Source organism: Halopseudomonas sp. 4NH20-0008 (assembly GCF_057548395.1).
The window spans coordinates 18,020-43,611 of record NZ_BAAJMD010000002.1 but is presented as its reverse complement, the minus strand read 5'-3'; the positions used below and the strand labels follow the sequence as shown (position 1 = coordinate 43,611).

The following is a 25,592-nucleotide window of genomic DNA, read 5'->3' as shown; positions in this document are numbered from 1 at the left end:
AACTCCAGAGGGGGTCAGTTTTTCATTCGGGTGATACGCATGACACCGCTGAGGGCGCGAATACGTTTGATCAAGTTGGACAGATGCAGGCGGTCGCGTACGCGCACGACCAGCTGAACCACGCTGATGCGGCCATCGCGCTCATCGACGCTGATCTTGTCGATACTGGCATCCGCCATGGTGATACTGGTGGCGAGTTGGGCAATGATGCCGCGCACATTCTCCAGCTCGACCTTGAGTTCGACGGTAAATTCGCCACTGACATCCTTGTCCCAGGTCAGATGAAGGGTTTTTTCGTTGCTGTGGCGGTGCTCCGACAGCTTGCTGCAGTTTTCCTGGTGGATCACCATGCCCTTGCCCGAGGTCAGGTAGCCAACAATGGGATCGCCCGGGATCGGGTTGCAGCAACGCGCGAAGCCGACCACCATGCCTTCGGTTCCGCGGATGGCCAGCGGCCGCTCGTCGCTACCACCAGGCTGTTCGATGATGGATACGCGCGACTCGTCTTCAGTCGGGTTGTCGCTGGCCATCAGGCGCCTTGCAACCACGTAGGCCATGCGATTGCCCAGGCCAATATCCGCCAGCAGGTCCTCCATCAGCTCCATGTCACATTCCTTGAGCACTACTTGCATGCGTTGCTCGGGAATATCGGCCAGACAGGTGTCGAAACTCGCCAGTACCTTGTCCAGCAGGCGCTCACCAAGCGCAATGGACTCCGAGTGGCGCTGGTGCTTGAGGAAGTGCCGGATATTGCTGCGGGCCTTGCCGGTAATGACAAAACTCAGCCACGCCGGGTTGGGTCTTGCGCCGGGTGCGGTAATGATTTCCACCGTCTGGCCGCTTTGCAGGGGTTCCGACAGCGGTGCCAGCCGACGATTGACGCGGCAGGCAATGCAGCTGTTGCCGACATCGGTGTGCACCGCGTAGGCAAAATCGACCGGGGTCGAGCCCTTGGGCAGTTCCATGATGCGGCCCTTGGGGGTGAAGATATAGACTTCGTCAGGGAACAGATCAATCTTGACGTTTTCAATGAACTCGAGGGAGTTGCCGGCGTTTTGCTGTAGTTCAAGCACACTTTTCAGCCATTGACGGGTGCGGGCATGGTGCCCGTTGATGACCTCGTCCTTGGATTTGTAGACCCAGTGCGCGGCAATACCATTGTTGGCCATGTCTTCCATTTCCGCCGTGCGGATCTGGATCTCGATGGGTACCCCGTGCAGGCCGAACAAGGTGGTGTGCAGGGATTGATAGCCGTTGGCCTTGGGGATGGCGATGTAGTCCTTGAAGCGACCGGGAAACGGCTTGTACAGGCCATGGACGGCGCCAAGAACCCGATAGCAGGTGTCGGGGCTGTCCACTATGATGCGGAAGGCATAGACATCCATGATTTCATTGAAGGCTTTGCGCTTGCCACGCATCTTCTGGTAGATGCCGTACAGGTGCTTTTCCCGGCCCATGACCTGGCCTTCGAGACCGGCGTTGGCCAGGCAGGCCTGCAAGGACTCAAGAATCTTGTTCAACAGTTCCTTGCGATTGCCGCGGGCACTGCGCACAGCACGGTCGATCATGTTCGAGCGCATGGGATGCATGGCCTTGAAGCCAAGATCCTCGAATTCGGTACTCAGGCTGTGCATGCCCAGGCGATTGGCAATCGGCGCGTAGATTTCCAGGGTTTCCTTGGCAATTCGCCTGCGTTTCTCCGGGGCCAGGGCGCCCAGCGTGCGCATGTTGTGCAGGCGATCGGCCAGTTTGACCAGAATCACGCGGATATCCCGGGCCATGGCCAGGGCCATTTTCTGGAAATTTTCGGCCTGGGCTTCGGCTTTGGTTTCGAAGGTCATCTGGGTCAGTTTGCTGACCCCGTCGACCAGTTCGGCCACGGTGTCGCCAAACTGGCTGACCAGTGCGTCCTTGGGGATGCCGGTATCTTCGATCACGTCATGGAGCATGGCGGCCATCAGGCTCTGATGGTCCATGTGCATGTCGGCGAGAATATTGGCAACAGCCAGGGGGTGGGTTACGTAGGGTTCACCGCTGCGCCGGGTCTGGCCATCGTGGGCCTGTTCGGCGTAGTAGTAGGCGCGCCTGACCAGATTGACCTGATCAGGCTCAAGGTAGTTGTCGAGGCGCTCGGCAAAGGCTTCTATACCAGGCATGACAATCTCCTGACCGCAGCTGGGTGCGATCTGGCGCCAGTGGCTGGCGCACGCGCGTGGCCTGTCACCGGTCGAGGCAAGTGTTACTCCTCGAAATCGGCTTCCAGCGAGTACAGCGGCTCCTGCTGATCCTGAATGGCTTCCTGTGCCAGTATCTCGTTGGAGACCAGGCCGGCGGCGATTTCACGCAGGGCCACGACGGTAGGCTTGTCGTTTTCCCAGGCCAGCTTGGGCTCCTTGCCACCGGTGGCCAGTTGGCGTGAACGTTTGGTGGCCAGCATGACCAGCTCAAAGCGGTTTTCTACATTTTCCAGGCAGTCTTCAACGGTAACGCGGGCCATGGGTGTACTCCGGAACGGCTTGAATATCGTAATTCGACGCGCTCCATATGGAACGCAGGACCAGACAGTCTACTTAATTGCCTGTCAGTCTGACAAGAGCGCTGACAGTAATGCCTGATAACGACGCTGTTGCAGCGGTTGTGACAGGCGACCATTACGCATGATGGCCTTCAGGTCGTCGAGGGCGATATGGAATTCGTCGTTGATGACCAGAAAGTCATATTCCACGTAATGACTGATTTCATCCACTGCCTGGGCCATGCGCTTTTCAATGACCTGCAGGTCATCCTGGCCGCGGTTTGTCAGGCGGTCGCGCAGAGCGTCACGGGAAGGGGGCAGGATAAAGATGGACTTGGCCTGTGGCATGGCCTTGCGCACCTGCTGAGCTCCCTGCCAGTCAATTTCCAGAATCAGATCATGGCCCTGCAGCAGGGTCTGCTCGACCGTGCTCTGTGAGGTGCCATAGAGGTTGCCGAAAACTTCGGCATGCTCGAGAAAGTCACCGCTGCCCACACGCTGCAGAAAGTTTGAGCGGTCAGTAAAGTGGTAGTTCACGCCATCCACCTCGCCAGGACGGATCGACCGGGTGGTATGCGATACGGATACGCGAAGTTGCTCGACCTGGTCCAGCAGGGCCTTGACCAGGCTGGTCTTGCCGGCCCCTGAGGGTGCTGAAACGATATAAAGAGTACCGCTGGCGTGCGTCATCGGGTCGGGTCCTGATTGCGAGGATATGGCCTTGAGCGACGATTATAAAGAAGTTCGCAGGTTCAGTCATTGTCGTGCTTGTACAGGTCGTTTCGGGCTTACCGATCAAGCCTGCGTGACAATTAATTATTGACGTCAACATTCCGAAGTCCTTTCAGTTCTGCGCACTTTTTCAGTGCGCTACCGAACATAAGAAACCACATGGCACAATGACAGCGCCTGATATTTGGCGCATTTTACAAGATTTCAGAAATTGTCAAAAAAACAGCTTTGCGCGCTTGCGCCGTCATATTTACTGGGATATACCTTGTCCCATAAGTGATGCAATACACCTTTTTGATGTATCGCCCGATACGCAGTTCATACCAAAAAAATCAAACCAAACCAGACTAAAAACAAAACCAACAAGGCTGTTGGGTTTGGCGTTTGCCATTTCGAGACATATGGAGAGTGACTATGAAAATCAGCATCTTTGGTTTGGGTTATGTTGGCGCAGTGTGCGCGGGGTGTTTGTCCTCGCGCGGGCATCAGGTAGTTGGCGTAGATGTATCGCAGGTCAAGATTGACCTGATCAACCAGGGCAAGTCGCCCATCGTTGAGCCGGGTCTAGAGGAGTTGCTGCAACAAGGCCTGCAACGTGGCCTGTTGAAAGGTAGTACCCAGGTTGAGCAGTCTGTTCTGGATACCGACATATCCTTTATCGCCGTTGGCACGCCAAGTCTGCGTAATGGTGATCTGGACCTTGGCTACATGGTTACTGTCTGCGAGCAGATTGGTGAGGCGCTGCGCAACAAGACCGAGCGGCATACCGTGGTGGTGCGCAGTACCGTGTTGCCGGGCACCGTGATGAATGTGGTTGTTCCCGCGCTGGAGAAAGCCTCTGGCAAGCGCGCCGGTGCCGACTTCGGTGTCGCTGTGAATCCCGAGTTTCTGCGTGAAAGTACCGCCATCAAGGATTACGACTTTCCGGCCATGACGGTAATTGGTGAACTGGACAGCCAGTCAGGCGATCTGCTCGAGGCGCTGTACAGCGAACTCGACGCACCGATCTTTCGGCGCCCGATTCAGGTCGCGGAGATGATCAAGTACACCTGCAACGTCTGGCACGCGGTCAAGGTGACCTTCGCCAACGAAATTGGCAACATCGCCAAGGCCTGTGGTGTTGATGGCCGAGAAGTGATGCAGATTGTCTGTGAAGACAAGAAGCTGAATATCTCCTCCTACTACATGCGCCCGGGTTTTGCCTTCGGTGGCTCCTGTCTGCCCAAGGATGTGCGTGCCCTGACCTATCGAGCAGGTCAGATGGATGTTGATCACCCGATGCTGGCCGGCGTCATGGCCAGTAATCGCAACCAGGTGCGATCTGCCTTTGCGCTGCTGGAAGGCTATGGCAAGCGCAAGGTTGGCATGCTCGGTCTGAGTTTCAAGTCCGGTACCGATGATTTGCGCGAGAGCCCGCTGGTCGAATTGGCGGAAATGCTGATTGGCAAGGGCTATGACCTGCGCATCTTTGACAAGAACGTCGAATACGCCCGCGTCTTTGGCGCAAACAAAGAATATATAGAATCCAAGATCCCCCATGTTTCATCTCTTTTGCACTCCGACCTGCTACAGGTAATCGAGGCCAGTGATGTCATCGTGATCGGTAATGCTGATCCGGTGTTCGCCGAGATTGTCAAAAATCCCCCGCCCGGCAAACAGATCCTTGATCTGATTGGCTTCATGGACAAGCCCACTGAGGGTTTGCTCGAAGGTATTTGCTGGTAATGCGATACAACCTGGCAGCGCGTGCATGGCGCGCCGGGTTGGCGAGGGACGGTTTGAACGGGGCAGTTGCCCAATAAACCACATTCAGTCTGACAGTTTGTGCGTACCCGCAATGCGAGTGCGTTACAGACAGGGAGAAATATCATGATTCCTCTGGTTCTTTCCGGTGGAAACGGTACGCGGCTTTGGCCTTTGTCGCGCAAACAGTTTCCCAAGCAGTTTCATGCACTGACCGGCGACCTGACACTCTTTCAACAGACGCTAAAGCGCCTTGAGGGTTGTGTTGATGAGTCACCGATGGTGGTCTGCAATCGTCAGCATCGCTTTGTTGTCAATGAGCAGTTGAGTCAAATGGGTATGGAGGCCTATGCCGTCATGCTCGAACCCTTCGGACGCAACACCGCACCGGCTCTGGCCCTGGCTGCCATGCAACTGGTTGCTGATGGTCGTGATGAGTTGATGCTGGTATTACCGGCGGACCATCTTATCGCCGACGTGTATAGCTTTCGCGCGGCGCTCAAGCTGGCTGCTGAAGCAGCAGAAGCCGGGGCCATGGTGCTGTTCGGTGTACCGGCCCGGCATCCGGAAACTGGTTACGGCTATATCAAGGGTGGTCAGCCTGGCAGTGGACCGGTCAAGGGCTCGGTCAGCGTCGAAGCCTTTGTTGAAAAGCCCGACCATGAGCGCGCTATGGAGTACGTAGCCGATGGTGGCTATTACTGGAACAGCGGTATGTTCGTATTCCGCGCCAGCCGCTTTCTCGACGAGTTGCGCGAGCACTCACCGGATATCTATGACACCTGCCAACTGGCATTGAGCCGCAGCAAGCACGATGGCCATCATATCGACATTGATAGTCAGGCCTTCCAGTGCTGTCCGGACGACTCTATCGATTATGCGGTGATGGAAAAGACCCGTTCAGCCTGTGTTGTCCCGCTGATTGCCGGCTGGACCGATGTCGGATCCTGGTCAGCCCTGTGGGAAGTTCAACCCAAGGACGCCCAGGGTAATGTGGTACGCGGTGATGTCACCCTGCAGGACTGCCGTAACAGCTATGTGCACAGTACCAACAAGCTGGTCTCTATGATCGGTCTTGAGGATGTGGTGGTGGTTGAAACCAAGGATGCCGTGATGGTTGCCCACAAGGATCGGGTGCAGGATATCAAGCAGACCGTCAACCGTTTGGAGAAGCAGGAAAGGTCCGAGGTCATCAATCACACCCAGGTTTACCGGCCCTGGGGCAGCTACGACTCGGTTGATCTGGGCAGTCGCTTTCAGGTCAAGCGTATTACCGTGAATCCCGGCGCCCGTCTGTCGTTGCAGATGCACCATCACCGTGCCGAGCACTGGGTCGTGGTGTCCGGTACCGCCGAGGTGACCTGTGATGACAAGGTCTTCCTGTTGACCGAGAACCAGTCGACCTATATTCCGGTTGCCTCGGTTCACCGCTTGGCCAACCCGGGCAAGATTCCACTCGAAATCATCGAAGTACAGTCCGGCGGTTACCTGGGCGAAGACGATATTGAGCGGTTGGATGATGTCTATGGACGGACTGAGGCGCTGACGCAGTGACAAACGATCCTGTACGGGGTGCCGAGGCAGCGGATCTCGGCCCCCGCGATTTCATGGAAACGACGTTTCATACACCAGGTTGGCGCAGTCTCTGTGGCTGGGCCTGCCTGTTTGCCCTGATTGCGCTGGCCTCGAATATGGTCGATCCGAGCTATCTGGATCCAGCGCACCACAAATTCATCTTTCTGATTGGCGCACTGGGTATCTGGCGTTACACCAACGCCGTTACTCATTATTTGCGCGGCATGTATTTCCTGCATTGGCGTTTCCCGCGTATCCGCCGTGCGGTGGAGAAAATGGGTGACGCTGCGTTGCCGTCACACATGTATATGGTGGTCACCAGTTTCCGTATTCCAACGGAGACCACCTTCAAAGTCTATCGCTCGGTATTCCGCGAGCTGCAGCAGCTGCCGGTGCCAAGCACCATCATTGCCTCGATTGTGGAAAAGGCCGATGAGAATTTTATCAAGCAGTTGATGCGTGATGAGATACGCGACCGCGATGATATTCAACTGGTCATTGTCCGGGCCCGTGGCACCGGTAAGCGTGACGGCCTGGCACATGCCTTCCGGGCCTTGTCCAGACGCATGCCAGTGGAAGATGCGGTGGTCGGCGTAGTGGATGGCGACACCATCATGCTGCCGGGTTGCATTGAGCGTGCGGTCAAGCTGTTCGCCTATTTGCCGACGGTTGGCGGCGTCACCACCAACGAGTTCTGTGAGGTGGAAGGCAGCCGGATGATGCGTGAATGGCACACCATGCGGTTTGTGCAGCGGCATATCAACATGTGCTCTATGTCGCTATCCAAGCGCGTGCTCACGCTCACAGGGCGTCTGTCGTTCTTCCGCGCCAGCATCATGACTGAGCCGGAGTTCATCAAGGATGTCGAAGCGGATTTTCTCGCGCATTGGCGTCTTGGGCGTTTCCAGTTTCTCACCGGCGATGACAAGTCATCCTGGTTCAGCCTGATGCGTGCTGGCTGGGATACCTTTTATGTACCCGACAGCCATACCCTGACGGTCGAGCACCCGCCGGATAGCAACTTTTTCCGTGCTACGCGACAGCTGATGTACCGCTGGTACGGCAACTCTCTGCGGCAGAACTTCCGCGCCACCCGCGAATTGGGTTGGTCACGTCTGGGGCTGTTTGCCAGCTATGTACTGTATGACCAGCGCATCTCCATGTGGACCTGTCTGGTGGGGCTGACTGGCTCCATCGTTGCCGGTCTGTTCCTGGGCATTCAGTACCTGTTGATTTACCTGTTCTGGATTCTGTTGTCGCGCACGCTGGTGTGCCTGCTGTTTTTCCTGACGCGGCATCCGGTGCATCCGCTGTATCCATTTGTTCTTTATTACAACCAGATAGTCGGGTCAGTGATGAAGGTCTACTCGATGTTCCACATGGATCAGCAAAGCTGGACCCGGCAGAAAACCACGCTGGGAAAAAATAATGATTTTGATGCGGGGCTGAACTACTGGACCTCGAAAATGATGCTGGTGTCGTCCATCGCCATTTTCTTCGGTGTGATTTCGGCGCTGCTGGATATTTCGCAACTCTGAGTAATGGATTAGGGGCAAAGGACATGAGCACATCAATTTTGAAAGATCAGGTTGTCCACGAGGCAATCGACGAGCGCCAGCACATTCGTACCCGCATTCCGGCGCAGGCCAGACTGACCGGCAGCCAAGGTGAAAGCATCCTCTGTGATGTACAGGATATCTCCTTGGGTGGCATCGGACTGGTTTATCCCGAGCCATTGAAAATGGGCAGCCTGTACGAAGTGGCCATCACCCTGGGCATGAGCCGGGTTGATTTGAGTTTCAAGGCCAAGGTTAAAGTGGTGTCCCAGCACGATGATCAGGTAGGCACCCAGTTTGTCGATCTGGATCCGCAGAAAGCCGACATTCTGCGTTATCTGATCTCTTCCTATATGTCCGGTGAAATCGCTGATATCAATGGCTTGTTCAATGTCATGCAGCGGGAAAACTACATCAAGGAGCGCAAGCAGAAGCACAATACCCATCGCACCCCGGGTGAAAGACTTAAGGCGGCTGCCGGCTCACTGGTCTTTCTGCTGATTGGCCTGCTGGCCTTGGTTTATGTGCTGTTCAAGGCCTACGAGCTGATGTTCCGCATCCCGGCCAGTCAGGCTCTGGTGAGTGCAAACAGTTTTGTGGTCAGTATGCCGGAGAACGGTAACGTACGTTTTCTGGTTCCTGAAGGGCAGACCCAGGTGACCACCGGCCAGCCACTGGCGAGTATTTCAACCCAGCTGAGTACCAGTATCACCACGCCGGCCGATATCGCGGCAATGATGGATCTTGCGCCGGGTGACGTCGAGGCGCTGCTGGGCCGCACCAATATTGAAACCGTGATTTCCAGCCCCTGTGATTGCACGGTGTTTTACCCTGGCAGCCGGATGAACGGCTTTGGCTACAAGGGCGATCCGTTGTTGCACCTGCTGCCGAACGACCAGCCGATGTTTGTTCAGGCCAGCGTGCCCTTCGAAAAACTCGACACCCTGCGTCGCACCCAGCGCGTCAGCTTGCAGCCCTATGGTGCTGAACAGGCGATCAGCGGCCGTCTGGTCAGCGCCTCGGTCAATCAACAGAACCAGATGATCCTGCTGAATATCGAACCGGAAACTGCATTGTCCATGGAGGACTACCAGAAGCCGGTTTGGGTCGAGTTTGTACTTGGCCTGCCCGGTGTACCCGGTAGCGATGTCATCAGTGAATTGCGCTAGGTAATGACCATGCGTTCAATCACTCTGCTATTACCGCTGGCCCTGGTGGCTGTGTTACTGAGCACGCCAGCTCAAGCGCGCGGGCTTGAACAGATTCGTTATGAGCTGTTCAAAAACCCGCAGGCGGATGTTGAGGCTGACTTGCGTCGTCTGGTGGCACGCGGTGATCTTGAGGCCATGCATCTGCTGGGTGATGTATTGGCCGCGGCTGAAATATCCTCTCACCGGGAAACCATCTCGCTCTATGGGGCAGCCTTTGCCCGTGGACAAGGAGACGTATCTGCATTGGCCTCCCTGGCTAGGCTCATGGAGCGCTATCCCTTCCGCCGTGACCAGTATCGCCCCTATTTTCGGCAGGCCCTGCAGTTGTACCCACATAGCCGTGATCGGCAAACCCTGGCAACGACGCTGGAGGTTTTCCTTACCTATCCGGAGTTGTTTGACGCTGCGGCCGCCGAGAGCCTGATTGAACTGCATCAACGCGCTTGTCTGCTTGATTGCGCCACCGAGCTGTATTGGGCGGTATTGGCCGAGCGTCAGGGCGACCTGCAGACAGCAGACAGCTACTACCGTGCAGCCATGCTCAACGATGCTCGTGCTGTTGAACGTTACTACAGCTTTCTAGGTGACCAACAGGACCAGAGATTCCCGCAGGCTGCTCAGGAACTGGAGCCACGCATCGACGAAATAAGTGCGGATGCAGCGAACCGCATCAGTATGGTGCTAGACCGTATCAGTGATCTGTATCGCATCAATGAGCAGGTTGCTGAGCGCCAGCAGCGTGAGCAGGCAGAGTTACAGGGCATTCAGCTGGCGCCTAATCCCGTCGGATTTGTTGCCGAATCGCAACGCCTGCGTAACCAGGCACTGCGTTGGGCCGAGCATTCCGCAGCGCGCAACTGGTTGCCAGCGCTGGTCTCAAGCTTCTACTTCATGACCTCCATGCCGGATAACTACAGTGGCGCTGAAGCCATGCAATTGATCGAGCGCATCAGGCTGCAGGATCCGGTTCGTGCTCGTTCCTTGCACGCCAGCGCCCTGATGGTAACCAACTGGAACACACTCAACCCCGGCAAAGCCCATGAGCTAATCCAAGGGCTGATTGCCGACGGTTATGCAGAAGGCTCGATGCTGTTGGGTGATCTATACAGCCGAGGTGGTCTCGATGAGCCTGACCAAGAAAGGGCCCTGGCGCAATATCAGCAAATGGCCGAGCTTGGCTCGGCTGCCGCCTACTACCGGCAAGCCTCATTGTATGCCTCTGGCAGAGCCATCTGTCACGACCACGTCAGGGCCTATGCCTATGCCATGGTGGCGGTCGATTTTGGCATTGTGCGCGCGCGCGGCTTGATGCGTCAGCTTGAGTACCATCTGGATGACGCTGACAAATCCAGGGCGTTGGCCCTTCGCGACACCATTATCAGGGAGTTTGGCATATGAACGGATTGTCACCACGCCGGACAGCAGCGATTGGCCTGTTGTTGGCCGCCAGCCAGAGCACTTGGGCACAGGACGAGTCTGCCGCGCAGCTCGGTGAGTTGCCCTTCTCTGAAGAGATCATTACCTCGGAAGTGCGTAACAAGCTGACTTTGCAAGGTGGTTACGGCCCAGAGGATTCAGTGCTTGGGGCTGATCGGGAAAGCTTTTACAGTCTGCGCTACGAACCCACCTTTATCTGGTACTCACCGGAAAAACGCTGGTCGCGCTGGCAGGTATTCACCCGTGGCTGGTTGGCTTATGACTCAAGCGCTGCTGCTACGCCACTGCAGGAAGACAATCAGGAGCAGGTCGAAGGCTTCAACGCCGAGCTGCGCGAGTTCTATGTACGTCGCAATCTGCTGGGTGACGATCCACGTTTTTCAGTGACGGTCGGTCGCCAACGCTTCGCTGACCGATTGGGGATCTGGTGGGACGATACCTTTGAAGCGGTACGCTTTGATTACAACGACAGTTTTTCGCGTGGCTTTGTTGCGGCCGGACAGCAGTTTTATTACTACAACTCTGATGTGCACCAACTTGACCCTCTCGACGAGAAGATTTTCCACCTCTTTGGCGACTATGCCTGGCGTTGGCAGAACAGCCACTGGGCGGGTGTGCGGATGATGTACGAGCGCAATCATTCCGGCCGTGAGCTGGATGATCCGAACGACTTCGATGGCTTTCGCTATGGCGTGTTTGCCACTGGCGACGGCATCGTCTCGCCCTGGCTGAGTGATTACCACATTGAGTTGGCCGCCGTGCATGGCGAGCGTGAGACCTTCAACCAGCTGGGCAGCGAGAATACCGATATCCGTGGCTGGGCCCTGTTGACCGAATTGGGCAAGCGATACGACGACCTGCCGTGGAAACCCAGGCTGGTCATGCGCAGCGGTCTGACTGATAAGCCGAGTGAGGATGCTGACGGTTTCTATCTTAACCGCATCCAGTCGGATCGCCTGATTAACCAGGACACCTACAGCACTCGACTGGTCAGCTCCTTTGTACGGCTGGATATCAGTAACCTGGTGTATTACGGCCTGGGAATCGATCTGCAGCCGACGGAAAGAACCAGCCTGGATATGCGCCTGAGTCAGCTTTGGTTGCGTAACAGTGAGGGCAGCCTGCCGGTGCGTACCAATACCCCTCAGGACACCAGCAGTAGCAATGTCGGTCAGGTACTGGATCTGAACTACTACTGGCAAAGCTTTCCGCTGGCCTACCGTGGTCGGCAATTTGATATGAATACCCTGCTCAGCGCCAGCTACTTCCGGGCGGGTTCAGCCACAGGAGACCTGGATGATGATTATCAGGTTTCCTTCGGCATCGTCATGCGTTACTGACAGGGACGTCGGCCATGGTCTTTAGCTCAAACATATTCCTGTTTTTATTCCTGCCAGCCTTTCTACTGCTGTATTACGTCGTAGGCACACGCTGGCGGTCATTTGTGATTGTGTTGGGCAGCTACCTGTTCTATTCGTGGTGGCGGCCAGACTTTCTGTTCCTGTTTATCGGCATAACCTACTGGAACTACTGGTTTGCACTGCGGATCAAGGCCAATCTGGATGCGGACAACAAGCAGCGGGCATTTCGCTGGTTGACGGTCGGCGTTGTCGGAAATCTGGCTACCCTCGGTTATTTCAAGTATGCCAATTTCGGTGTGGATGTCATTGCCGCTGCCCTCGAGCCACTGGGGATCAATACCTTTACCCTGGAACATATCATCCTGCCCCTGGGGATCTCGTTCTATGTATTCCAGGCCATCAGTTACATCGTCGATATTTACCGAAAGCAGGCTGAACCAACGCGAAGCTTCATTGACTTTGCCGCCTACATTGCCCTGTTTCCGCAGCTGATTGCCGGTCCGATCGTGCGCTATAAGCTGGTCGACCTGCAGCTCAAGCAGCGTACGCATTCCATGGAGCTGTTTTCCCTGGGTGCGAGCCGGTTCATGCTTGGTTTTATCAAAAAGGTGCTGATTGCTGATTCGCTGGCACCGCTGAATGTGATGTTTATCAGCGAAAGCGAACCGCAGTTGATGGATGCCTGGCTGGGCATGCTGATTTCAATTCTGCAACTGTATTTCGACTTTTCCGGCTACTGCGATATGGCCATCGGACTGGGCATGATGATGGGTTTCCGTTTCCCGGAAAACTTTAATCAGCCGTTTTTGGCTCAGAGCATTACCGAGTTCTGGCAGCGCTGGCATATGACGTTGGCAGACTTTCTGCGTGACTATGTCTACATGCCTTTGGTGCGCAAGCGTGTTGCCGGTCTTATGGTCGCCTTGATTTACACCATGCTGCTTTCAGGTTTCTGGCATGGCGCCAGCTTCGCCTTTATTTTCTGGGGCTTATTTTTCGGCGTAGGCATGGTGATTGAACGACGCTTCGGTCTGGCCACCAAGATCAAAACGCCCTACAAATTCTGGCGTAACGCACGAACCTTTTTGTTGATTACCCTGAGTATGCCGCTGTTTTTTACCGGTGACCTCCGGCATAGCCTGGATATTTATGCCGGAATGATAGGGTTAAACGGCCTGGGTAACGTTGAGGGTTATGTTTACGGCGCCTCGATGATGAGCCTGAGCTTTATCGTGCTTGGCATAGTCTGGTCGATTCTCGCCGGACGTATCAATTTGCGTTATTACGCCAGTCAAAAGCAGCCCTATTTCATGCAGCACGTTGGTGGTTTTGGTGCTTTGTTGCTCTGGGCCGGGTTTGTCGTTGCGCTGAGCCGTCTGGCCGCCAATTCCTTTTCACCATTCCTGTATTTTCAGTTTTAGGGTGCCAGCATGCTTCCTGTAATGAAAACGGCCGGTAAAGTTAATGGTTATTTATTCATCCTGATGTTGGCGGGTATGTTCCTGTATTCGCTGCCGGCAGTTTTCAGTTTTTCCCGCGCCCAGACCCAGGCAGTCAGCCTGTTTTTCGATGGTCAGTTATTACGGCAGTTCGAGCAGTTTTACGATAAGCGCTTTTTCCTGCGGGATTTCTCGGTGCGGCACTGGGCCAGTTTGCAGTACCTGTTGTTTCGTGAGGGCTCAAGTGGAGCTGTGCTGGGCCGGGACGGTTGGTTGTATACCAACCAGGAGTACCTGATTCCCAATGATTTGCAGCGCAACATGGACAATCAGTTAGCGCACATCGAGCGTATCAGGGCGCAACTTGAGGCCTCTGGTAAGCGCCTGGTGGTTCTGCCGGTGCCGATGAAACTGGATGTGCACCAAGAGCATGCCCAGCAGCAACCGGATAGCAGACTCATTGGGTTGCATGACGATTTTGTCGCTGGGTTACAGGCCCAGGGTGTGGCCGTCAGCCCGGTTCGGGATGTTTTTTTGGCGCACCGCGGGGAGGATCTGTTTGTCCGTAATGACACCCATTGGAGTCCCGCAGGTGCTCGCCTGGCCGCCAATGAACTGGCTCGTCAGTACCCTGAGCTGATTGGTCACACTGAGTATGTCAGCGAAACAGCCGGCGAAAAGGCACTCAAGGGTGATCTGGTCAACTTTCTGAATTTTGATCCGCGCCTTGCGCCGGTGTTTTTCCAGCCTGAACCGGTGCTGCTGTACGAAACCGTGCAGCGACAGGAAAGCATTGGCGCCGCTGACCTGTTTGGCGAGGTCGAGCACAGTCTGATGGTGGTCGGCACCAGTTACAGCCAGATTGATGACTGGAACTTTATCGGCTTCCTGAAACAGGCACTGCAAACCGACCTGCTGGTGATCGCATTGGAGGCACGTGGGCCCTTTCAGGCCATGGACGCCTTTCTGGCCAGTGACGCCTATGCCAGTCCGGAATTAACCACTGTTATCTGGGAATTTCCCGTTCGAACCCTGTTGGCACACCGCACAACCCTGCGCGGTTCCAGTCAGCAATCTGTAACCCAACTTTAATCATGGAAGGTAGTGACAATGAACAAGCGCGCGATTTTCTCCACATTAGTAGCCTGCTGGCTGATGCTGTGCAGTGCATTGGCGACAGCCCAGGACGCCAATGCGGATCTGTATGATGCAGTGGCGCCTGCCGACTCTGCCTTTATCCGGGTCCTTAACCTGAGCGATATCAGCATCGAGGTCGGCCTGACCAGCAAGACCCTTACCCAGCGCGTGCCGGTTGGGCAGTTCAGTGGCTATCGCTTCGTGCCTCCAGGCACTCACCGCATCACTATTGGTGAGCAGTCACTGGAAACTGAACTCAAGGCCAATACCGCCAGCACGGTGATATACCGTGATGGCCAGCTGCAGTTGCTTGATGATGCCTTTGTCAACGAACCACGCCGCGCCCAGATTGCCTTCTATAACCTCACAGGTATGCAGGCCGCGCTAAAGACCGCAGACGGTCAACATGTCGTGGTTGATACCCTGGGCCAAAACCAGACCGGCAGTCGTATGGTCAACGAGGTCAAGATTGGCTTTGCCGCCTACGAAGGGGAGCGCTTGCTGGTCAACTACGAGGAGCAGCTGCTGCGCAAGGGCCGCTCCTACAGCTATGCATTGATGCCGGATGCCAGCGGCTTCCGCGCAGTGATGCTAGCCAACACCATTGACCCCATAGAATGATGACCAGGATACAAGGATGACAACCGTGGCGAGCAAACCCCTGCGCAGCGCTGCTGTGATTATAAGTCTTGGGCTGTTGGCTCAGACGGCGATGGCCAGCGAGCCGACAGAGACCTGTAGCGATCTGGATTGTCTGTTGTGTCCGGCAATGCAGGACCCGAACAGCTACCTGGAAGGTAATATGAAGCTGATAAACCAGCTGACGCCGGGTACTGATCGCTGGCTGTTCCGCTCGGATGTCGACCTGACCAACAACTTTGGCATGCCAGCTGATATGCAGCCAGAGTTTACCCGCCTGGTTGAGGCTTTTTCTGCCCAGGGCACCCATCTCGCCATGGTTGTGCAGCCGACCCGTGGCCTGATGCACCGTGACAAGGTTAGGCCTGACTTTACTCAGGGTTTTGATTATCTGGTGGCCTCGGCCAACCTGCGGGCTTTTCTGCAACAACTGAGTGACGCCGGCGCTATAGTGCCGGATATCATGCAGTTGGTGGACAATCCACCGGCTGAAGAGTATTTCTTCCGCCGTGACCACCACTGGACGTCGGCTGGTGCGCGGGCCACCGCTCGCGTTGTTGCCGATCACCTGCTGCAACACCCGGTGCATGCCGAGTTGACTCCGAAGAGCTATCGTACCGAAGCGGGTACGACTCAGTTCAAGGACGGCACAATGAACCAGGCGCTCTCCAGCCTGTGCGGTAATCACTATGGTTTCCAGTATGTGCCAGGCTATCGGACGGTGCCCGAGATTAATGACGCCAGTGCGTTATTTGACGAGGAGCCGGTCCCCGAAGTCATTCTTCTCGGTACCAGTAACTCGGCAGCGCGTGATGAGGAAAACAAACAGTACAACTTTGACGGCTTCCTCAAGGAGTATCTGAGTGTTGACCTTCTGAACTTTGCCATGCCCGGCGCTGGTGAGTATGGCGCCATGGTCGAATACCTCAATTCGGATAGTTATTCTGTCGATGAACCACCCAAATTGGTTCTTTGGGAGCTGCCTGCGAACTATCAATTGGCTGACCCGCTCATGTACCGGCAGCTGATTCCGGCTATTGAAGGCCAGTGCAGCGCTGACGACACGCTGCTCAGCAGCCGGCTGGAAAGGCCCGGCTTGCAGGTTAACGAGCGGGTCGAGTTGCTCAGCAATACCGGTACCGCGCGCCTGGACCTCACAGGGCATGATGGCTATCTGGATATCCGCGTGAGCAACGGTAACCTCAAGCACTTCTATTTGATCGTCTATTACGACAATGGCACGCGGGACAAGGTGTGGGTTCGCCGCGAGGCTATCGTCAGTGGTGGCCAGTACTTTTTGGAGCTGAGCAAGGCACCGGAGTACCGCAATGCCAACCTGCTGTCGGTATTCATGGAGCCCACTGAAGCCTTGCAAGCCCCTACCAGCCTGGAGGTGCGATTATGCCGCTGAGTCGCTCCCATGCTGCTGTTATCCTCATGTTGGTTGGTCTGAGCATGGCACTGCCTTCCAGTGCCGCCAACAGCATCTGGCCTGCCCGTGAAACACCTCAGTCAGCCATGCTGACCAGCTACACCGGGCTGACCTGTCCGAGAGTGCCGCCTGCCGCCTACACCGGGCATTTGCAGCTGGACAGCAAATATGACCAGTCGGATGCCAGCAAGACCACCTTGACTCGGCTGTCCCGGGATACGCAGCGGGTCCGCGACCACATCAACGGCTACCACCGTGGTCTGCTTGAGATTGTCAGTCGATTTGAGCGAGCGGAGAACACGGCGGAAGCCAACCTGGCGTTGGCCTGTCTGCACACCTGGCTTGAAGCCTGGGCCACGGAAGGCGCGTTGCTGAGTACCGATGTCAGTGGCACCGGCCGTGCCGTGCGTAAATGGTCTTTGGCCGCGATCAGCAGTGGCCTGCTCAAGGTCCGCGCCATCAGCAACCAGCGTTTCCAGCTCTCGGCGGTAGAGCAAAGCTGGTTAGAGCAGCTCAGTGTGGCGGTCATGGCCGACTACAGCCCGCGCCAGCGCCTGGACTATGACTGGTTCAACAATCACGACTATTGGGCGGCCTGGGCTGTCAGCGCCACCGGCATGTTGCTGGATCGGGATGGTTATCTTCTCTGGGCCGACCGAACCCTGCGTCTGGCCCTGGAACAAATGCAACCGGGCGCCGGCAATTATCTTTATTTGCCCCTGGAAATGGCCCGCAGCAATCTGGCGATCGACTACACCCATTATGCACTGGTGCCACTGGTGCTGCTGGCTGAGGCGGCAGAAGTGAATGGTCGCGGTTTGACCGAGACAGAATGGTCGCGGTTGGGGCAACTGGTCAACCTGGCCGCCCTGGGAGTATTGCGTGAGGATGCGGTTGCCGAATTGACCGCGAATCAGCGTCAGGTCTCGGACCACAAGATGGTCTGGTTACTGCCGTTTTTGCACAGGCAACCGCAGCATGTGCTGGCGTTGGAATTGTATGGTGAAGTGGGTAGCAATATTGGCCATTACGGTCAGGTTGGCGGCGATCTGCGCGCCTTGTATCCCGATATCGATTGATAGCGAAGGAATAACAGCATGGATGTTTCAACTATCGCCAGGTTCAGTTTGATCGCCTGCCTGCTGGCTACCGGCCTGTCCCATGCCGAGCAGTCGAGCCCACTTCTGGTGGTCGATGCCGATGCCCATCAACAGACGCTTGAGGCTTACCGTGAACTGACGGATCAGGCGACCCAATTGAGCTTGAACGCGCGCGCGACCCCCGCCGGACGCGCTCAGGCCTCCCTGCAGCCGATGTTTTCCTCGCAGCAGGGTAGCTGGCCCTTTGAGCCCTTTGTGCACAACGGTCTGTTTCGCGCCATTGCCGGTTATCAGAACCAGCATCCGCGCGCCGTGGTTATCAGCGGCGGAACGATCAGCCTGGCGCAACTGCATGCCGAATTGAACAATGATCGGGTTCTGTCGCGGCATGAGGGGGGCTACTTGCTGCATTTCCCGCTGATGATCGAGCCGGGTGCCGCCTTGCTGATCGAAAATACGCAACTGTATCTGTACAGCTATTCCGGTACGGCGTTGATCAATCGCGGCCAACTCATCCTGCGCCAGGCTGAGCTGCATGGTTACAGTGATGGTCGGCCGCACGCTACCGATCGCCCGTACCGACCCTTTGTCATCAACTGGGCTGGCAGCCAGGTGCAGATACAGAGCTCCGAGCTCAGCAAGTTGGGCTATAACGGCCATCTTTCACGAGGCATGAGTACCGCGCGCAGTAGCCAGCAGGGCGCCAGTGTGGCGCCAGCCAGCGTGCTGGTCAGCGACAGCCGTTTCAGTGACATGTCGGTGGGGCTGGAATTGACCCAGGCCCAGGCCCGGATCGAGACCAGCGCCTTTGACAATATGCAGCAGTACGCTCTGGATCTGGCTGATAGCCGTTTTGAAATCAAGCACAACCGTATCGAGGGGGTGCGCAACCTCAGCGGCATTCGTGTTGGAGGCCGTAGTCAGGGCCTGATCGAAAGCAACCGGATCCTCAAGGCCAGCAAAAGTGGCATTGAGGTCAACCTGCTGGACGGCAATCTCAGCGTGCGGGCCAACCAGATGGGCGGCAATGCAGGCTACGGCCTGCTGCTGCGTGATCTGTCAGCCAACAGCCGGCTGGTATTTGAAGACAACCTGATTGGCAATACGCAGCTGACCGGTATTGACGCCAGCGGTTTGCACCAGGGCATGCTGGTCAACAACCACATCATGGGCACGCCGGAATATGCCATCAGTATCCGTAACGAGCAGCGCCTAAGCGGCCCTTTGCAACTGACTGGCAACCACCTCGAGCAGGTTGGCAAGGCAATGATGCGGGTTGAGGGTGTGAGCAACCTGGTGCTCGGCGAGAACCGTTACCTGGCCAACCCGCTACAACAGAATCTGCTGATTGGTGATCTGCTGCCGTTCCAGGCCGAGCTGCTCGAGGCCACCCTGAAACAAGGCTGCCTGATTTCGGTGGATATGGGCTTGCGAGCTGCGCAAAACCGGCCAAGGCTGGTGTGTCCCGTAGGCAGTTGAGAACACAGGCTGACAATGACTGACAACCGCTACCCGCGTCATGTTCTCATGGGTGGGTACGGGTAATAACAGACAATTGCGCCTGCATTGTCTGTGTATGAACTGCCCTTGGTGAGCGCCTTGCAGCCGAGGTTCAGAGAAGGCCGGCGTCAGGCCGTTTTGACTCATTCAGGATTGTTCACGACGGGCGCTGATCAGTAACTACTGCATCAGCAGCCCGCCTATCAATTCTCGCTTCGGCAGTAACTAGCCACCCCCCCCTTCACAGTTTTATCCGTTGCAGCGATTCATCGTTGTTGGCGTAGGCATTTGTTTTTTTCACCCTTCGATCAGTGAGTAACTGGAAAACCAGTCTGCAGCCCCGCAATCGTTGAGCTGTAGCGATAGTCAGCATAATGGCGCCAAAAAGGTGACTTGCATCACAAGTATTCAAAACAATTCCAGAAGTACTAGGCAGCAGCATCTGTTTGGGTAATCTGTCGGTGCGCTACTGCACAAAGGCGGAGTATTTCATCCGGTTTTTTAATCGCTAGAGCCACTTTTTTTAACCAAACAAGGATCCCCAGTTTCGCAATACCAAGATGCTGTCGGTATGCAAGACGCCCTGCGAAGCGCTGCTAACTAACTACCTATAAAGGTAAGATTATGCCGATCAAGCACCCTGTCAGAACCGCTGTCGCCCTATTGTTATGCCTGGGCATCGCACTCCCTGCCACAGCCGCGAACACCATCTGGCCAGCCCGTGAAACCAGTCAGTCAGTCATGATTGGCGACTATCGAGCGGTCACTTGTCCGCAACTGCCACCACAACCCTATACCGGTCATCTGCGACTGGACAGCAAGTACGACCAGTCAGATGACAGCAAAAGCACGCTGACTAGCCTGTCTCTAGAAACCCGGCGCATAACCGCGCAGATCGACAGCTACCACCGTGGTTTGACTGAAGGCATGAACCTCTTTGACCGGGCCAGAAGTCCAGCTGAGGTCAACCTGGCCCTGGCTTGCCTGCACACCTGGATGGAAAGCTGGGCCAAGGGAGGCGCGTTGTTGACTACGACTAGCAATGAGACCGGGCGTGCCGTACGCAAATGGTCGCTGGCTGCGATCAGTAGCCGTCTTCTGAAAATCGAAGCGCTGACCAATGAGCGTTATATCGTCACGCCCGTGCAGCGAAACTGGTTGCAGCAACTCAGTCAGGCGGTAATGAACGACTACACTCCCCGGCAAACCGGCGATTTTGCCTGGTTTAACAATCACGACTATTGGGCGGCGTGGGCGCTCTGTGCCACCGGCATGCTGCTTGACCGAAATGACTATCTGCACTGGTCGGCAAAAACCTTCGTGCTGGCCCTTCAGCAGATGCAGCCCGGCGACGGCGATTATCGTTATCTGCCACTGGAAATGGCCCGTGGTAACCTGGCGCTCGATTACCATCACTATGCCTTGGTACCTCTAGTGTTTATGGCCCAGACCGCAGAAGCCAATGGCAGAAGGCTGTCAAGTGATGAGTGGTCGCGTATTGGCGGACTGGTCAACCTGGCAGCCTTGGGTGTTTTGCATGAGAGCTCAGTGACTGAGTTGACCAGCACGCAAACGTCAGTCTCCAGTCAGAAAATGGCCTGGTTGTTGCCCTTCCTGTCGATGCAGCCCAGACACGCACTGGCTTTGGAGCTGTATAGCCGGGTGGGAAATAATGTTGGCTATTACGGTCAGTTAGGGGGCGATCTACGGCCGTTTTATCCGGATATTGATTGATTTATTTCTAGCCATGCACTCTGGCGCCGCTGAGTAGCGGCGCCAGAGTGGTCTTGGGATACAGGCGGCTTATCTGGGTATTGCTGGTGGTTGATACCCACCAGGTTACTCTATGTTCTGCACCTGTTCGCGCATCTGTTCGATAAACACCTTGAGATCAACGGCGGCCTGGGTGCTGCGGCTGTCGATGGCCTTGGAGCCCAGGGTGTTGGCTTCGCGGTTGAACTCCTGCATCAGAAAGTCCAGACGCCGACCCATCGCCTGACTGCCATTCAACACATGGCGGGTTTCATTGACATGGGTGTCCAGACGGTCGAGCTCTTCGGCGACATCGATTTTTTGCGCCAGCATCACCAGTTCCTGCTCGATCCGACCTGAGTCAAGTTCCAGCTGGGCTTCATTGAAGCGGTCAATCAACTTTTGCCGATGCGCAGCCAGCAGTTCCGGCATCATGCTGCGCAGGCGGCTGACCCGCTCGGCGATGGCGTCAATACGCTCTTCGATAAGCTTTTTCAGTTCGGCGCCTTCACGAGCGCGCTGCGTCTTCAGCTCGGCAATGGCCTGATCAAACAGCTGGCCAGCACGTTCCAGTAGTTGATCACTGTCGGGTTCACGGCTGGTCAGTACACCTGGCCAGGCCAGCACAGCGAGTGGATCAATGGCGGCCGGGGCTTGAAGGCGAGCTGAAACCGTTTCAGCGGCGCTCAGCAGTTGGGTCAGCAGCGCATCGTTAATGCTCAGGCTCTGCTGGCTGCCGGATACCGGGTTGAAACGCAGCGTGCACTCCAGCTTGCCGCGGGCAAAGGTCTTGCGCAGTTTTTCGCGCAACGGGCCCTCAAGGTCGCGAAAGGCTTCCGGCAGACGCAGGGTGGGCTCCAGATAGCGATGGTTGACCGAGCGGATCTCCCAGGCCAGATTCCCCTGGTCTGTGCTGAGTTCGCTGCGTGAAAAAGCGGTCATGCTGTAGACCATTACCAGGCTCCGTTCGTCGGTCATTGATACGCCATTGTACTCCTGCGCAGTCCCAGGTGTCGCCCCGGGGTCGCGCACCGTATAATCCCGGTTCACATAGATGCTGTACAAGGATATGCCCGATGAAACGACCCAGTGGCCGCGAAGCCGATCAAATGCGTCAGGTTACTCTGACGCGCCATTACACCAAGCACGCCGAAGGGTCAGTGCTGGTGGCATTCGGCGACACCAAAGTGCTCTGTACTGTCAGCGTCGAGGCCGGTGTGCCACGCTTCCTGCGCGGCTCTGGTCAGGGCTGGATTACCGCCGAATACGGCATGCTGCCGCGTTCCACCGGTGAGCGCATGCAGCGCGAAGCCAGCCGCGGCAAGCAGGGCGGACGCACACTGGAAATTCAGCGCCTGATTGGCCGTTCGCTACGCGCAGCCGTGGATTTGCACAGCCTGGGCGAGAATACCCTGCATATTGATTGCGATGTGATCCAGGCCGATGGCGGCACCCGTACCGCCTCTATTACCGGCGCCTGTGTTGCCCTGGTCGATGCGCTGCGGGTCATGAAGCAGCGTGGCGCGATCAAGAAGATGCCAGCGGTGCAGATGATTGCTGCCATTTCAGTAGGTATTTATCAGGGCCATCCGGTGCTGGATCTGGACTACCCGGAAGACTCGGCGGCAGAAACCGATCTGAACGTGGTGATGACTGACAAGGGTGGCTTTATTGAAGTGCAGGGCACCGCGGAAGCGGCCCCGTTCAGTACTGATGAACTCAATGCTATGCTGACGTTAGCGCAGCAGGGAACAGATCAGCTTTTTGCCATGCAGTTGGCTGCCCTGGAAGACTGAGCTACCGATGGCGCCCCCGGGCGCCATTCACGGACCTTGTCGAGGATCAGTGCCATGACCGATACCCAGCAATCACCGGACAATCACAATATGCCCAATGCGGAAACGCGTCAGTGGGCCATGTTTGCTCATTTGTCTGGTTTCATCGGCTGCGTCTTTCCCTTCGTTGGCAACCTGATTGGTCCGCTGGTGATATGGCAACTGAAAAAGGATGAAGATCCCTTTCTTGATGATCAGGGCGAGGAGGCGTTGAACTTCCAGATCACCGTATCCCTGTTGGCCATCGTCTGCCTGATGCTAATGATAGTGGTGATCGGTTTTCTGCTGCTCGGGGTGGTGTTCGTAGGGGCAGCAGCCCTGATGATTATCGCCGCGATCAAGAGCAATGAGGGCAAGGCCTACCGGTACCCCTTCTGCTGGCGCATCATCAAGTAAGCTGCAAGCTGCAAGCTGTTAGCGACAAGCGACAAGCGACAAGCAAGACCCCAAACTCACTGGCTTGAAGCTTAGATGCTCAGTGTCCAGTCGTAATCGATCACCACCGGGGCATGCTGAGAGAAACGGGCGTTGCGTGGAATTGTGGCGTGCTTGACGAAGCGGCGCAGTCCGGGGGTGAGTATCTGGTAGTCAAAGCGCAGGCCCAGATTCAAATTCTCGGCCTGCTCGCTGTCCGGCCACCAGCTGTACAGCTCGGCTTCTCGGGTCACTTCACGGAGCGCATCGACATAGCCCAGGTTGCCAAAGATCTCGTCCATCCAGGCCCGTTCCGGGGCCATGAAGCCGGGTTCATTCTGGCAATCGCGCCAGTTCTTCACGTCCAGTTTCAAATGCGCACTGAACAACGAGCCGCAATAGATGAACTCACGACGCTTGCGCCGCTGTTTGTTCAGGTAGGCGGTAAAGTCGTTCATGAACTTGAATTTCTGGTTCAGGTTGGCATCGCCGCCGCGCCCGGAGGGCAGCAGCAGGCAGCCGATGCTGACCTTGTCGAAGTCAGCCTGGATATAGCGGCCATAGCGATCAGCCAGCTCGAAGTCCAGGCCCATGATGATGGCCTTGGGTGCGGTCTTGGTGTAGATGGCCACACCGCCCTGGCTGGGCACTTCAGCTTCGAAGCAGTATTGCCAGTAACCATCAATCCAGTAGGGATCCTGCTCCAGCTCAGGGGCTGTGAGGCGAATGTCCTGCAGGCAGATCACATCGGCATCCTGTGTGCGCAGCCAGTCAAACAGGCCACGCGCCGCTGCGGACTCGATGCCGTTGACATTCAGACTGATGATTCGCATACATGGCTCCCCCAAAATCGAAAGTGTATGATAACTGAGCTTGAACGATTTTTGTTAAGAAGAGGGCGGGATGCAGGAATATCAGCGGGAATTCATACGTTTTGCACTGGACCGAGAGGTATTGCGTTTTGGCGAATTCACGCTGAAATCAGGCCGCATCAGCCCGTACTTTTTCAACGCAGGCCTTTTCAACACCGGTTCTGCCCTGGCGCGACTTGGACGATTCTATGCCCAGGCCTATGTGCATAGCGGTCTGCCTGATGTGGATGTGATCTTTGGACCGGCTTACAAGGGCATTCCGCTGGCGGCTGTGACGGCGGTTTCTCTGGCTGAAAGTTTTGATCGCGATGTGCCATACTGCTTCAATCGCAAGGAAGCCAAGGACCACGGAGAAGGTGGCAGTCTGGTTGGGGCGCCACTGAAGGGCCGGGTGTTGATCATTGACGATGTGATCACCGCTGGCACGGCCATTCGCGAAGTCATGGGCATTATTGAGGCGGCCAATGCCAAGCCGGCTGCCGTGATGATTGCCTTGAACCGTGAAGAACGGGGCCAGGGTGAGCTATCTGCGATTCAGGAGGTCGAGCGTGATTTCGGGATACCGGTTATCAGCATCGTATCCCTGACCCAGGTGCTCGACTTTCTTGAGGAAGACAACGAGCTGCGCCACTACTTGCCTGCTGTGCAGGCGTATCGCGCGCAATACGGTATCCAGGCCAGTCAGGAAACCTGATTCTGGTAAGGAATGCAGGGGCTGAGCCCCAAGGGAAAAGGGTATCCCGGAATGTTGAAACAGGGTTGCTGGTTGATCATATTGCTCTGCACGAGCCAGGCCTTACAGGCGCAGACGGCGCAGTTGTACCGTTATGTCGACAATAACGGTGTAACGGTTCTCGATAACCGGGTGCCGCCTGACATCATCAGCCGCGGCTACGAGATCATTGATTCGCAGGGTCGAGTCAAAGAGGTGATTCCGGCGGCACCGACCCCGGAAGAACTTCAGGCCATGCGCGAGGCGCGGGCCGACCAGGAGCGCCAGCAGCAGGCCGATATGACCCTGCTGCGGCTTTACAGCAGTGTCGGCGATCTGGACCGCGCTCGAGATCGGCAGATATTTCAGATTGAAAACCTGATACTGACTTCCAAGTCGAGTATTGATGGTCTTCAGGTTCAGCGCGAGGAGTTGCAGCGTCGCGCAGCCGTGCAGGAGAGGGCGGGACGCGAGGTCGATGAACAGATTCTCAAGGATCTGGCTGATGTGGATGCCGAGACCCGGCGCCTGGAACGCTTGATCAGCTCAAAGCAGCTGGAAATTCAAGAAGTCCACGAGCATTTTGCCGCTCAAAAGGAGCGGTTGAGCTTTCTGCTCGCGAACTGAACC

General features: G+C 56.2%; 22 protein-coding genes. 17 read left to right on the top strand and 5 right to left on the bottom strand.

Annotation, left to right across the window (positions count from 1 at the left end):
• Window positions 1–14: 14 nt before the first annotated feature.
• From spoT to gmk, 3 genes are all read right to left on the bottom strand, one after another.
• Window positions 15–2,156 (bottom strand): bifunctional GTP diphosphokinase/guanosine-3',5'-bis pyrophosphate 3'-pyrophosphohydrolase, encoded by a 2,142-nt coding sequence (gene spoT / locus AC27HQ_RS02375; protein ID WP_487154246.1) that lies wholly within the window; start codon window positions 2,154–2,156, stop codon window positions 15–17.
• An 83-nt stretch (window positions 2,157–2,239) separates the two neighbouring features.
• Window positions 2,240–2,497 carry a DNA-directed RNA polymerase subunit omega gene (rpoZ, locus tag AC27HQ_RS02370; RefSeq protein ID WP_487154245.1) on the bottom strand — a complete coding sequence of 86 codons (258 nt, stop codon included), beginning with the start codon at window positions 2,495–2,497 and terminating at the stop codon, window positions 2,240–2,242.
• A gap of 84 nt (window positions 2,498–2,581) precedes the next feature.
• Window positions 2,582–3,205 carry a guanylate kinase gene (gene gmk, locus AC27HQ_RS02365; RefSeq protein ID WP_487154243.1) on the bottom strand — a complete coding sequence of 208 codons (624 nt, stop codon included), beginning with the start codon at window positions 3,203–3,205 and terminating at the stop codon, window positions 2,582–2,584.
• 456 nt (window positions 3,206–3,661) lie between these two features.
• Between gmk and AC27HQ_RS02360 the strand changes: the two genes are divergently transcribed.
• The 13 genes from AC27HQ_RS02360 (at window position 3,662) to AC27HQ_RS02300 (ending at window position 21,111) form a co-directional block, all read left to right on the top strand.
• Window positions 3,662–4,972 carry a nucleotide sugar dehydrogenase gene (locus tag AC27HQ_RS02360; protein ID WP_487154242.1) on the top strand — a complete coding sequence of 437 codons (1,311 nt, stop codon included), beginning with the start codon at window positions 3,662–3,664 and terminating at the stop codon, window positions 4,970–4,972.
• 144 nt (window positions 4,973–5,116) lie between these two features.
• Window positions 5,117–6,544: a mannose-1-phosphate guanylyltransferase/mannose-6-phosphate isomerase gene (locus AC27HQ_RS02355; RefSeq protein WP_487154240.1), complete on the top strand. Its 1,428-nt coding sequence runs from the start codon at window positions 5,117–5,119 to the stop codon at window positions 6,542–6,544.
• 53 nt (window positions 6,545–6,597) lie between these two features.
• A complete protein-coding gene (locus tag AC27HQ_RS02350) occupies window positions 6,598–8,103 on the top strand; it encodes a glycosyltransferase family 2 protein (protein ID WP_487154595.1) in 1,506 nt (501 codons plus the stop codon).
• Window positions 8,104–8,126: 23 nt separating this feature from the next.
• Complete coding sequence (locus tag AC27HQ_RS02345; RefSeq protein ID WP_487154238.1) at window positions 8,127–9,290, top strand: PilZ domain-containing protein; 1,164 nt, start codon at window positions 8,127–8,129, stop codon at window positions 9,288–9,290.
• A 9-nt stretch (window positions 9,291–9,299) separates the two neighbouring features.
• Window positions 9,300–10,730 (top strand): tetratricopeptide repeat protein, encoded by a 1,431-nt coding sequence (locus AC27HQ_RS02340; protein WP_487154236.1) that lies wholly within the window; start codon window positions 9,300–9,302, stop codon window positions 10,728–10,730.
• A complete protein-coding gene (locus AC27HQ_RS02335; RefSeq protein ID WP_487154234.1) occupies window positions 10,727–12,109 on the top strand; it encodes an alginate export family protein in 1,383 nt (460 codons plus the stop codon). Before AC27HQ_RS02340 ends, AC27HQ_RS02335 begins: the two co-directional genes overlap by 4 nt.
• 14 nt (window positions 12,110–12,123) lie before the next feature.
• Window positions 12,124–13,551 (top strand): MBOAT family O-acyltransferase, encoded by a 1,428-nt coding sequence (locus tag AC27HQ_RS02330; protein ID WP_487154233.1) that lies wholly within the window; start codon window positions 12,124–12,126, stop codon window positions 13,549–13,551.
• 9 nt (window positions 13,552–13,560) lie between these two features.
• Entirely contained in the window at window positions 13,561–14,661 is a 1,101-nt protein-coding gene (locus AC27HQ_RS02325; protein WP_487154232.1) for an alginate O-acetyltransferase, read from the top strand.
• Window positions 14,662–14,679: 18 nt separating this feature from the next.
• A complete protein-coding gene (locus AC27HQ_RS02320; RefSeq protein ID WP_487154231.1) occupies window positions 14,680–15,327 on the top strand; it encodes an alginate O-acetyltransferase AlgF in 648 nt (215 codons plus the stop codon).
• A 25-nt stretch (window positions 15,328–15,352) separates the two neighbouring features.
• Window positions 15,353–16,756: an alginate O-acetyltransferase AlgX-related protein gene (locus AC27HQ_RS02315; RefSeq protein ID WP_487154230.1), complete on the top strand. Its 1,404-nt coding sequence runs from the start codon at window positions 15,353–15,355 to the stop codon at window positions 16,754–16,756.
• Window positions 16,747–17,856 (top strand): alginate lyase family protein, encoded by a 1,110-nt coding sequence (locus AC27HQ_RS02310; protein WP_487154228.1) that lies wholly within the window; start codon window positions 16,747–16,749, stop codon window positions 17,854–17,856. Before AC27HQ_RS02315 ends, AC27HQ_RS02310 begins: the two co-directional genes overlap by 10 nt.
• Before the next feature lie 18 nt (window positions 17,857–17,874).
• Window positions 17,875–19,356, top strand: coding sequence for a right-handed parallel beta-helix repeat-containing protein (locus AC27HQ_RS02305; protein ID WP_487154226.1), 1,482 nt, complete (start codon window positions 17,875–17,877; stop codon window positions 19,354–19,356).
• Between the two features lie 645 nt (window positions 19,357–20,001).
• Complete coding sequence (locus AC27HQ_RS02300) at window positions 20,002–21,111, top strand: alginate lyase family protein (RefSeq protein ID WP_487154225.1); 1,110 nt, start codon at window positions 20,002–20,004, stop codon at window positions 21,109–21,111.
• A 105-nt stretch (window positions 21,112–21,216) separates the two neighbouring features.
• On the opposite strand, the gene AC27HQ_RS02295 is transcribed toward AC27HQ_RS02300, so the two are convergent.
• Window positions 21,217–22,083, bottom strand: a complete 867-nt coding sequence (locus tag AC27HQ_RS02295) for a YicC/YloC family endoribonuclease (RefSeq protein WP_487154594.1) — start codon at window positions 22,081–22,083, stop codon at window positions 21,217–21,219.
• A 122-nt stretch (window positions 22,084–22,205) separates the two neighbouring features.
• On the opposite strand from AC27HQ_RS02295, the gene rph reads away from it, so the two are divergent.
• Both rph and AC27HQ_RS02285 read left to right on the top strand, forming a co-directional pair.
• Entirely contained in the window at window positions 22,206–22,925 is a 720-nt protein-coding gene (gene rph / locus AC27HQ_RS02290) for a ribonuclease PH (protein WP_487154224.1), read from the top strand.
• Between the two features lie 54 nt (window positions 22,926–22,979).
• Window positions 22,980–23,360, top strand: a complete 381-nt coding sequence (locus tag AC27HQ_RS02285) for a DUF4870 domain-containing protein (RefSeq protein WP_487154223.1) — start codon at window positions 22,980–22,982, stop codon at window positions 23,358–23,360.
• Window positions 23,361–23,431: 71 nt separating this feature from the next.
• On the opposite strand, the gene AC27HQ_RS02280 is transcribed toward AC27HQ_RS02285, so the two are convergent.
• The gene (locus AC27HQ_RS02280) at window positions 23,432–24,211 is read right to left on the bottom strand and encodes an exodeoxyribonuclease III (protein ID WP_487154221.1); all 780 of its coding nucleotides are present in this window, start codon (window positions 24,209–24,211) and stop codon (window positions 23,432–23,434) included.
• 70 nt (window positions 24,212–24,281) lie between these two features.
• Here AC27HQ_RS02280 and pyrE point away from each other — a divergent pair, with 70 nt between their 5' ends.
• Window positions 24,282–24,944: an orotate phosphoribosyltransferase gene (gene pyrE, locus AC27HQ_RS02275; RefSeq protein WP_487154220.1), complete on the top strand. Its 663-nt coding sequence runs from the start codon at window positions 24,282–24,284 to the stop codon at window positions 24,942–24,944.
• Between the two features lie 51 nt (window positions 24,945–24,995).
• On the top strand, window positions 24,996–25,589 hold the full coding sequence (locus AC27HQ_RS02270) for a DUF4124 domain-containing protein (RefSeq protein ID WP_487154218.1): 594 nt from the start codon (window positions 24,996–24,998) through the stop codon (window positions 25,587–25,589).
• The last annotated feature ends 3 nt before the right edge of the window (window positions 25,590–25,592 follow it).

Excerpts from the sequence above, each read along its gene's own strand:
- AC27HQ_RS02345 (WP_487154238.1), top strand. The coding sequence starts at position 8,127 with ATGAGCACATCAATTTTGAAAGATCAGGTTGTCCACGAGGCAATCGAC.
- AC27HQ_RS02325 (WP_487154232.1), top strand. The coding sequence starts at position 13,561 with ATGCTTCCTGTAATGAAAACGGCCGGTAAAGTTAATGGTTATTTATTC.
- AC27HQ_RS02360 (WP_487154242.1), top strand. The coding sequence starts at position 3,662 with ATGAAAATCAGCATCTTTGGTTTGGGTTATGTTGGCGCAGTGTGCGCG.
- AC27HQ_RS02300 (WP_487154225.1), top strand. The coding sequence starts at position 20,002 with ATGCCGATCAAGCACCCTGTCAGAACCGCTGTCGCCCTATTGTTATGC.
- AC27HQ_RS02305 (WP_487154226.1), top strand. The coding sequence starts at position 17,875 with ATGGATGTTTCAACTATCGCCAGGTTCAGTTTGATCGCCTGCCTGCTG.
- AC27HQ_RS02270 (WP_487154218.1), top strand. The coding sequence starts at position 24,996 with ATGTTGAAACAGGGTTGCTGGTTGATCATATTGCTCTGCACGAGCCAG.
- AC27HQ_RS02340 (WP_487154236.1), top strand. The coding sequence starts at position 9,300 with ATGCGTTCAATCACTCTGCTATTACCGCTGGCCCTGGTGGCTGTGTTA.
- spoT (WP_487154246.1), bottom strand. The coding sequence starts at position 2,156 with ATGCCTGGTATAGAAGCCTTTGCCGAGCGCCTCGACAACTACCTTGAG.
- AC27HQ_RS02295 (WP_487154594.1), bottom strand. The coding sequence starts at position 22,083 with ATGGTCTACAGCATGACCGCTTTTTCACGCAGCGAACTCAGCACAGAC.
- pyrE (WP_487154220.1), top strand. The coding sequence starts at position 24,282 with ATGCAGGAATATCAGCGGGAATTCATACGTTTTGCACTGGACCGAGAG.
- AC27HQ_RS02310 (WP_487154228.1), top strand. The coding sequence starts at position 16,747 with ATGCCGCTGAGTCGCTCCCATGCTGCTGTTATCCTCATGTTGGTTGGT.
- AC27HQ_RS02355 (WP_487154240.1), top strand. The coding sequence starts at position 5,117 with ATGATTCCTCTGGTTCTTTCCGGTGGAAACGGTACGCGGCTTTGGCCT.
- gmk (WP_487154243.1), bottom strand. The coding sequence starts at position 3,205 with ATGACGCACGCCAGCGGTACTCTTTATATCGTTTCAGCACCCTCAGGG.
- AC27HQ_RS02350 (WP_487154595.1), top strand. The coding sequence starts at position 6,598 with ATGGAAACGACGTTTCATACACCAGGTTGGCGCAGTCTCTGTGGCTGG.
- rph (WP_487154224.1), top strand. The coding sequence starts at position 22,206 with ATGAAACGACCCAGTGGCCGCGAAGCCGATCAAATGCGTCAGGTTACT.
- AC27HQ_RS02335 (WP_487154234.1), top strand. The coding sequence starts at position 10,727 with ATGAACGGATTGTCACCACGCCGGACAGCAGCGATTGGCCTGTTGTTG.
- AC27HQ_RS02320 (WP_487154231.1), top strand. The coding sequence starts at position 14,680 with ATGAACAAGCGCGCGATTTTCTCCACATTAGTAGCCTGCTGGCTGATG.
- rpoZ (WP_487154245.1), bottom strand. The coding sequence starts at position 2,497 with ATGGCCCGCGTTACCGTTGAAGACTGCCTGGAAAATGTAGAAAACCGC.
- AC27HQ_RS02280 (WP_487154221.1), bottom strand. The coding sequence starts at position 24,211 with ATGCGAATCATCAGTCTGAATGTCAACGGCATCGAGTCCGCAGCGGCG.
- AC27HQ_RS02285 (WP_487154223.1), top strand. The coding sequence starts at position 22,980 with ATGACCGATACCCAGCAATCACCGGACAATCACAATATGCCCAATGCG.
- AC27HQ_RS02330 (WP_487154233.1), top strand. The coding sequence starts at position 12,124 with ATGGTCTTTAGCTCAAACATATTCCTGTTTTTATTCCTGCCAGCCTTT.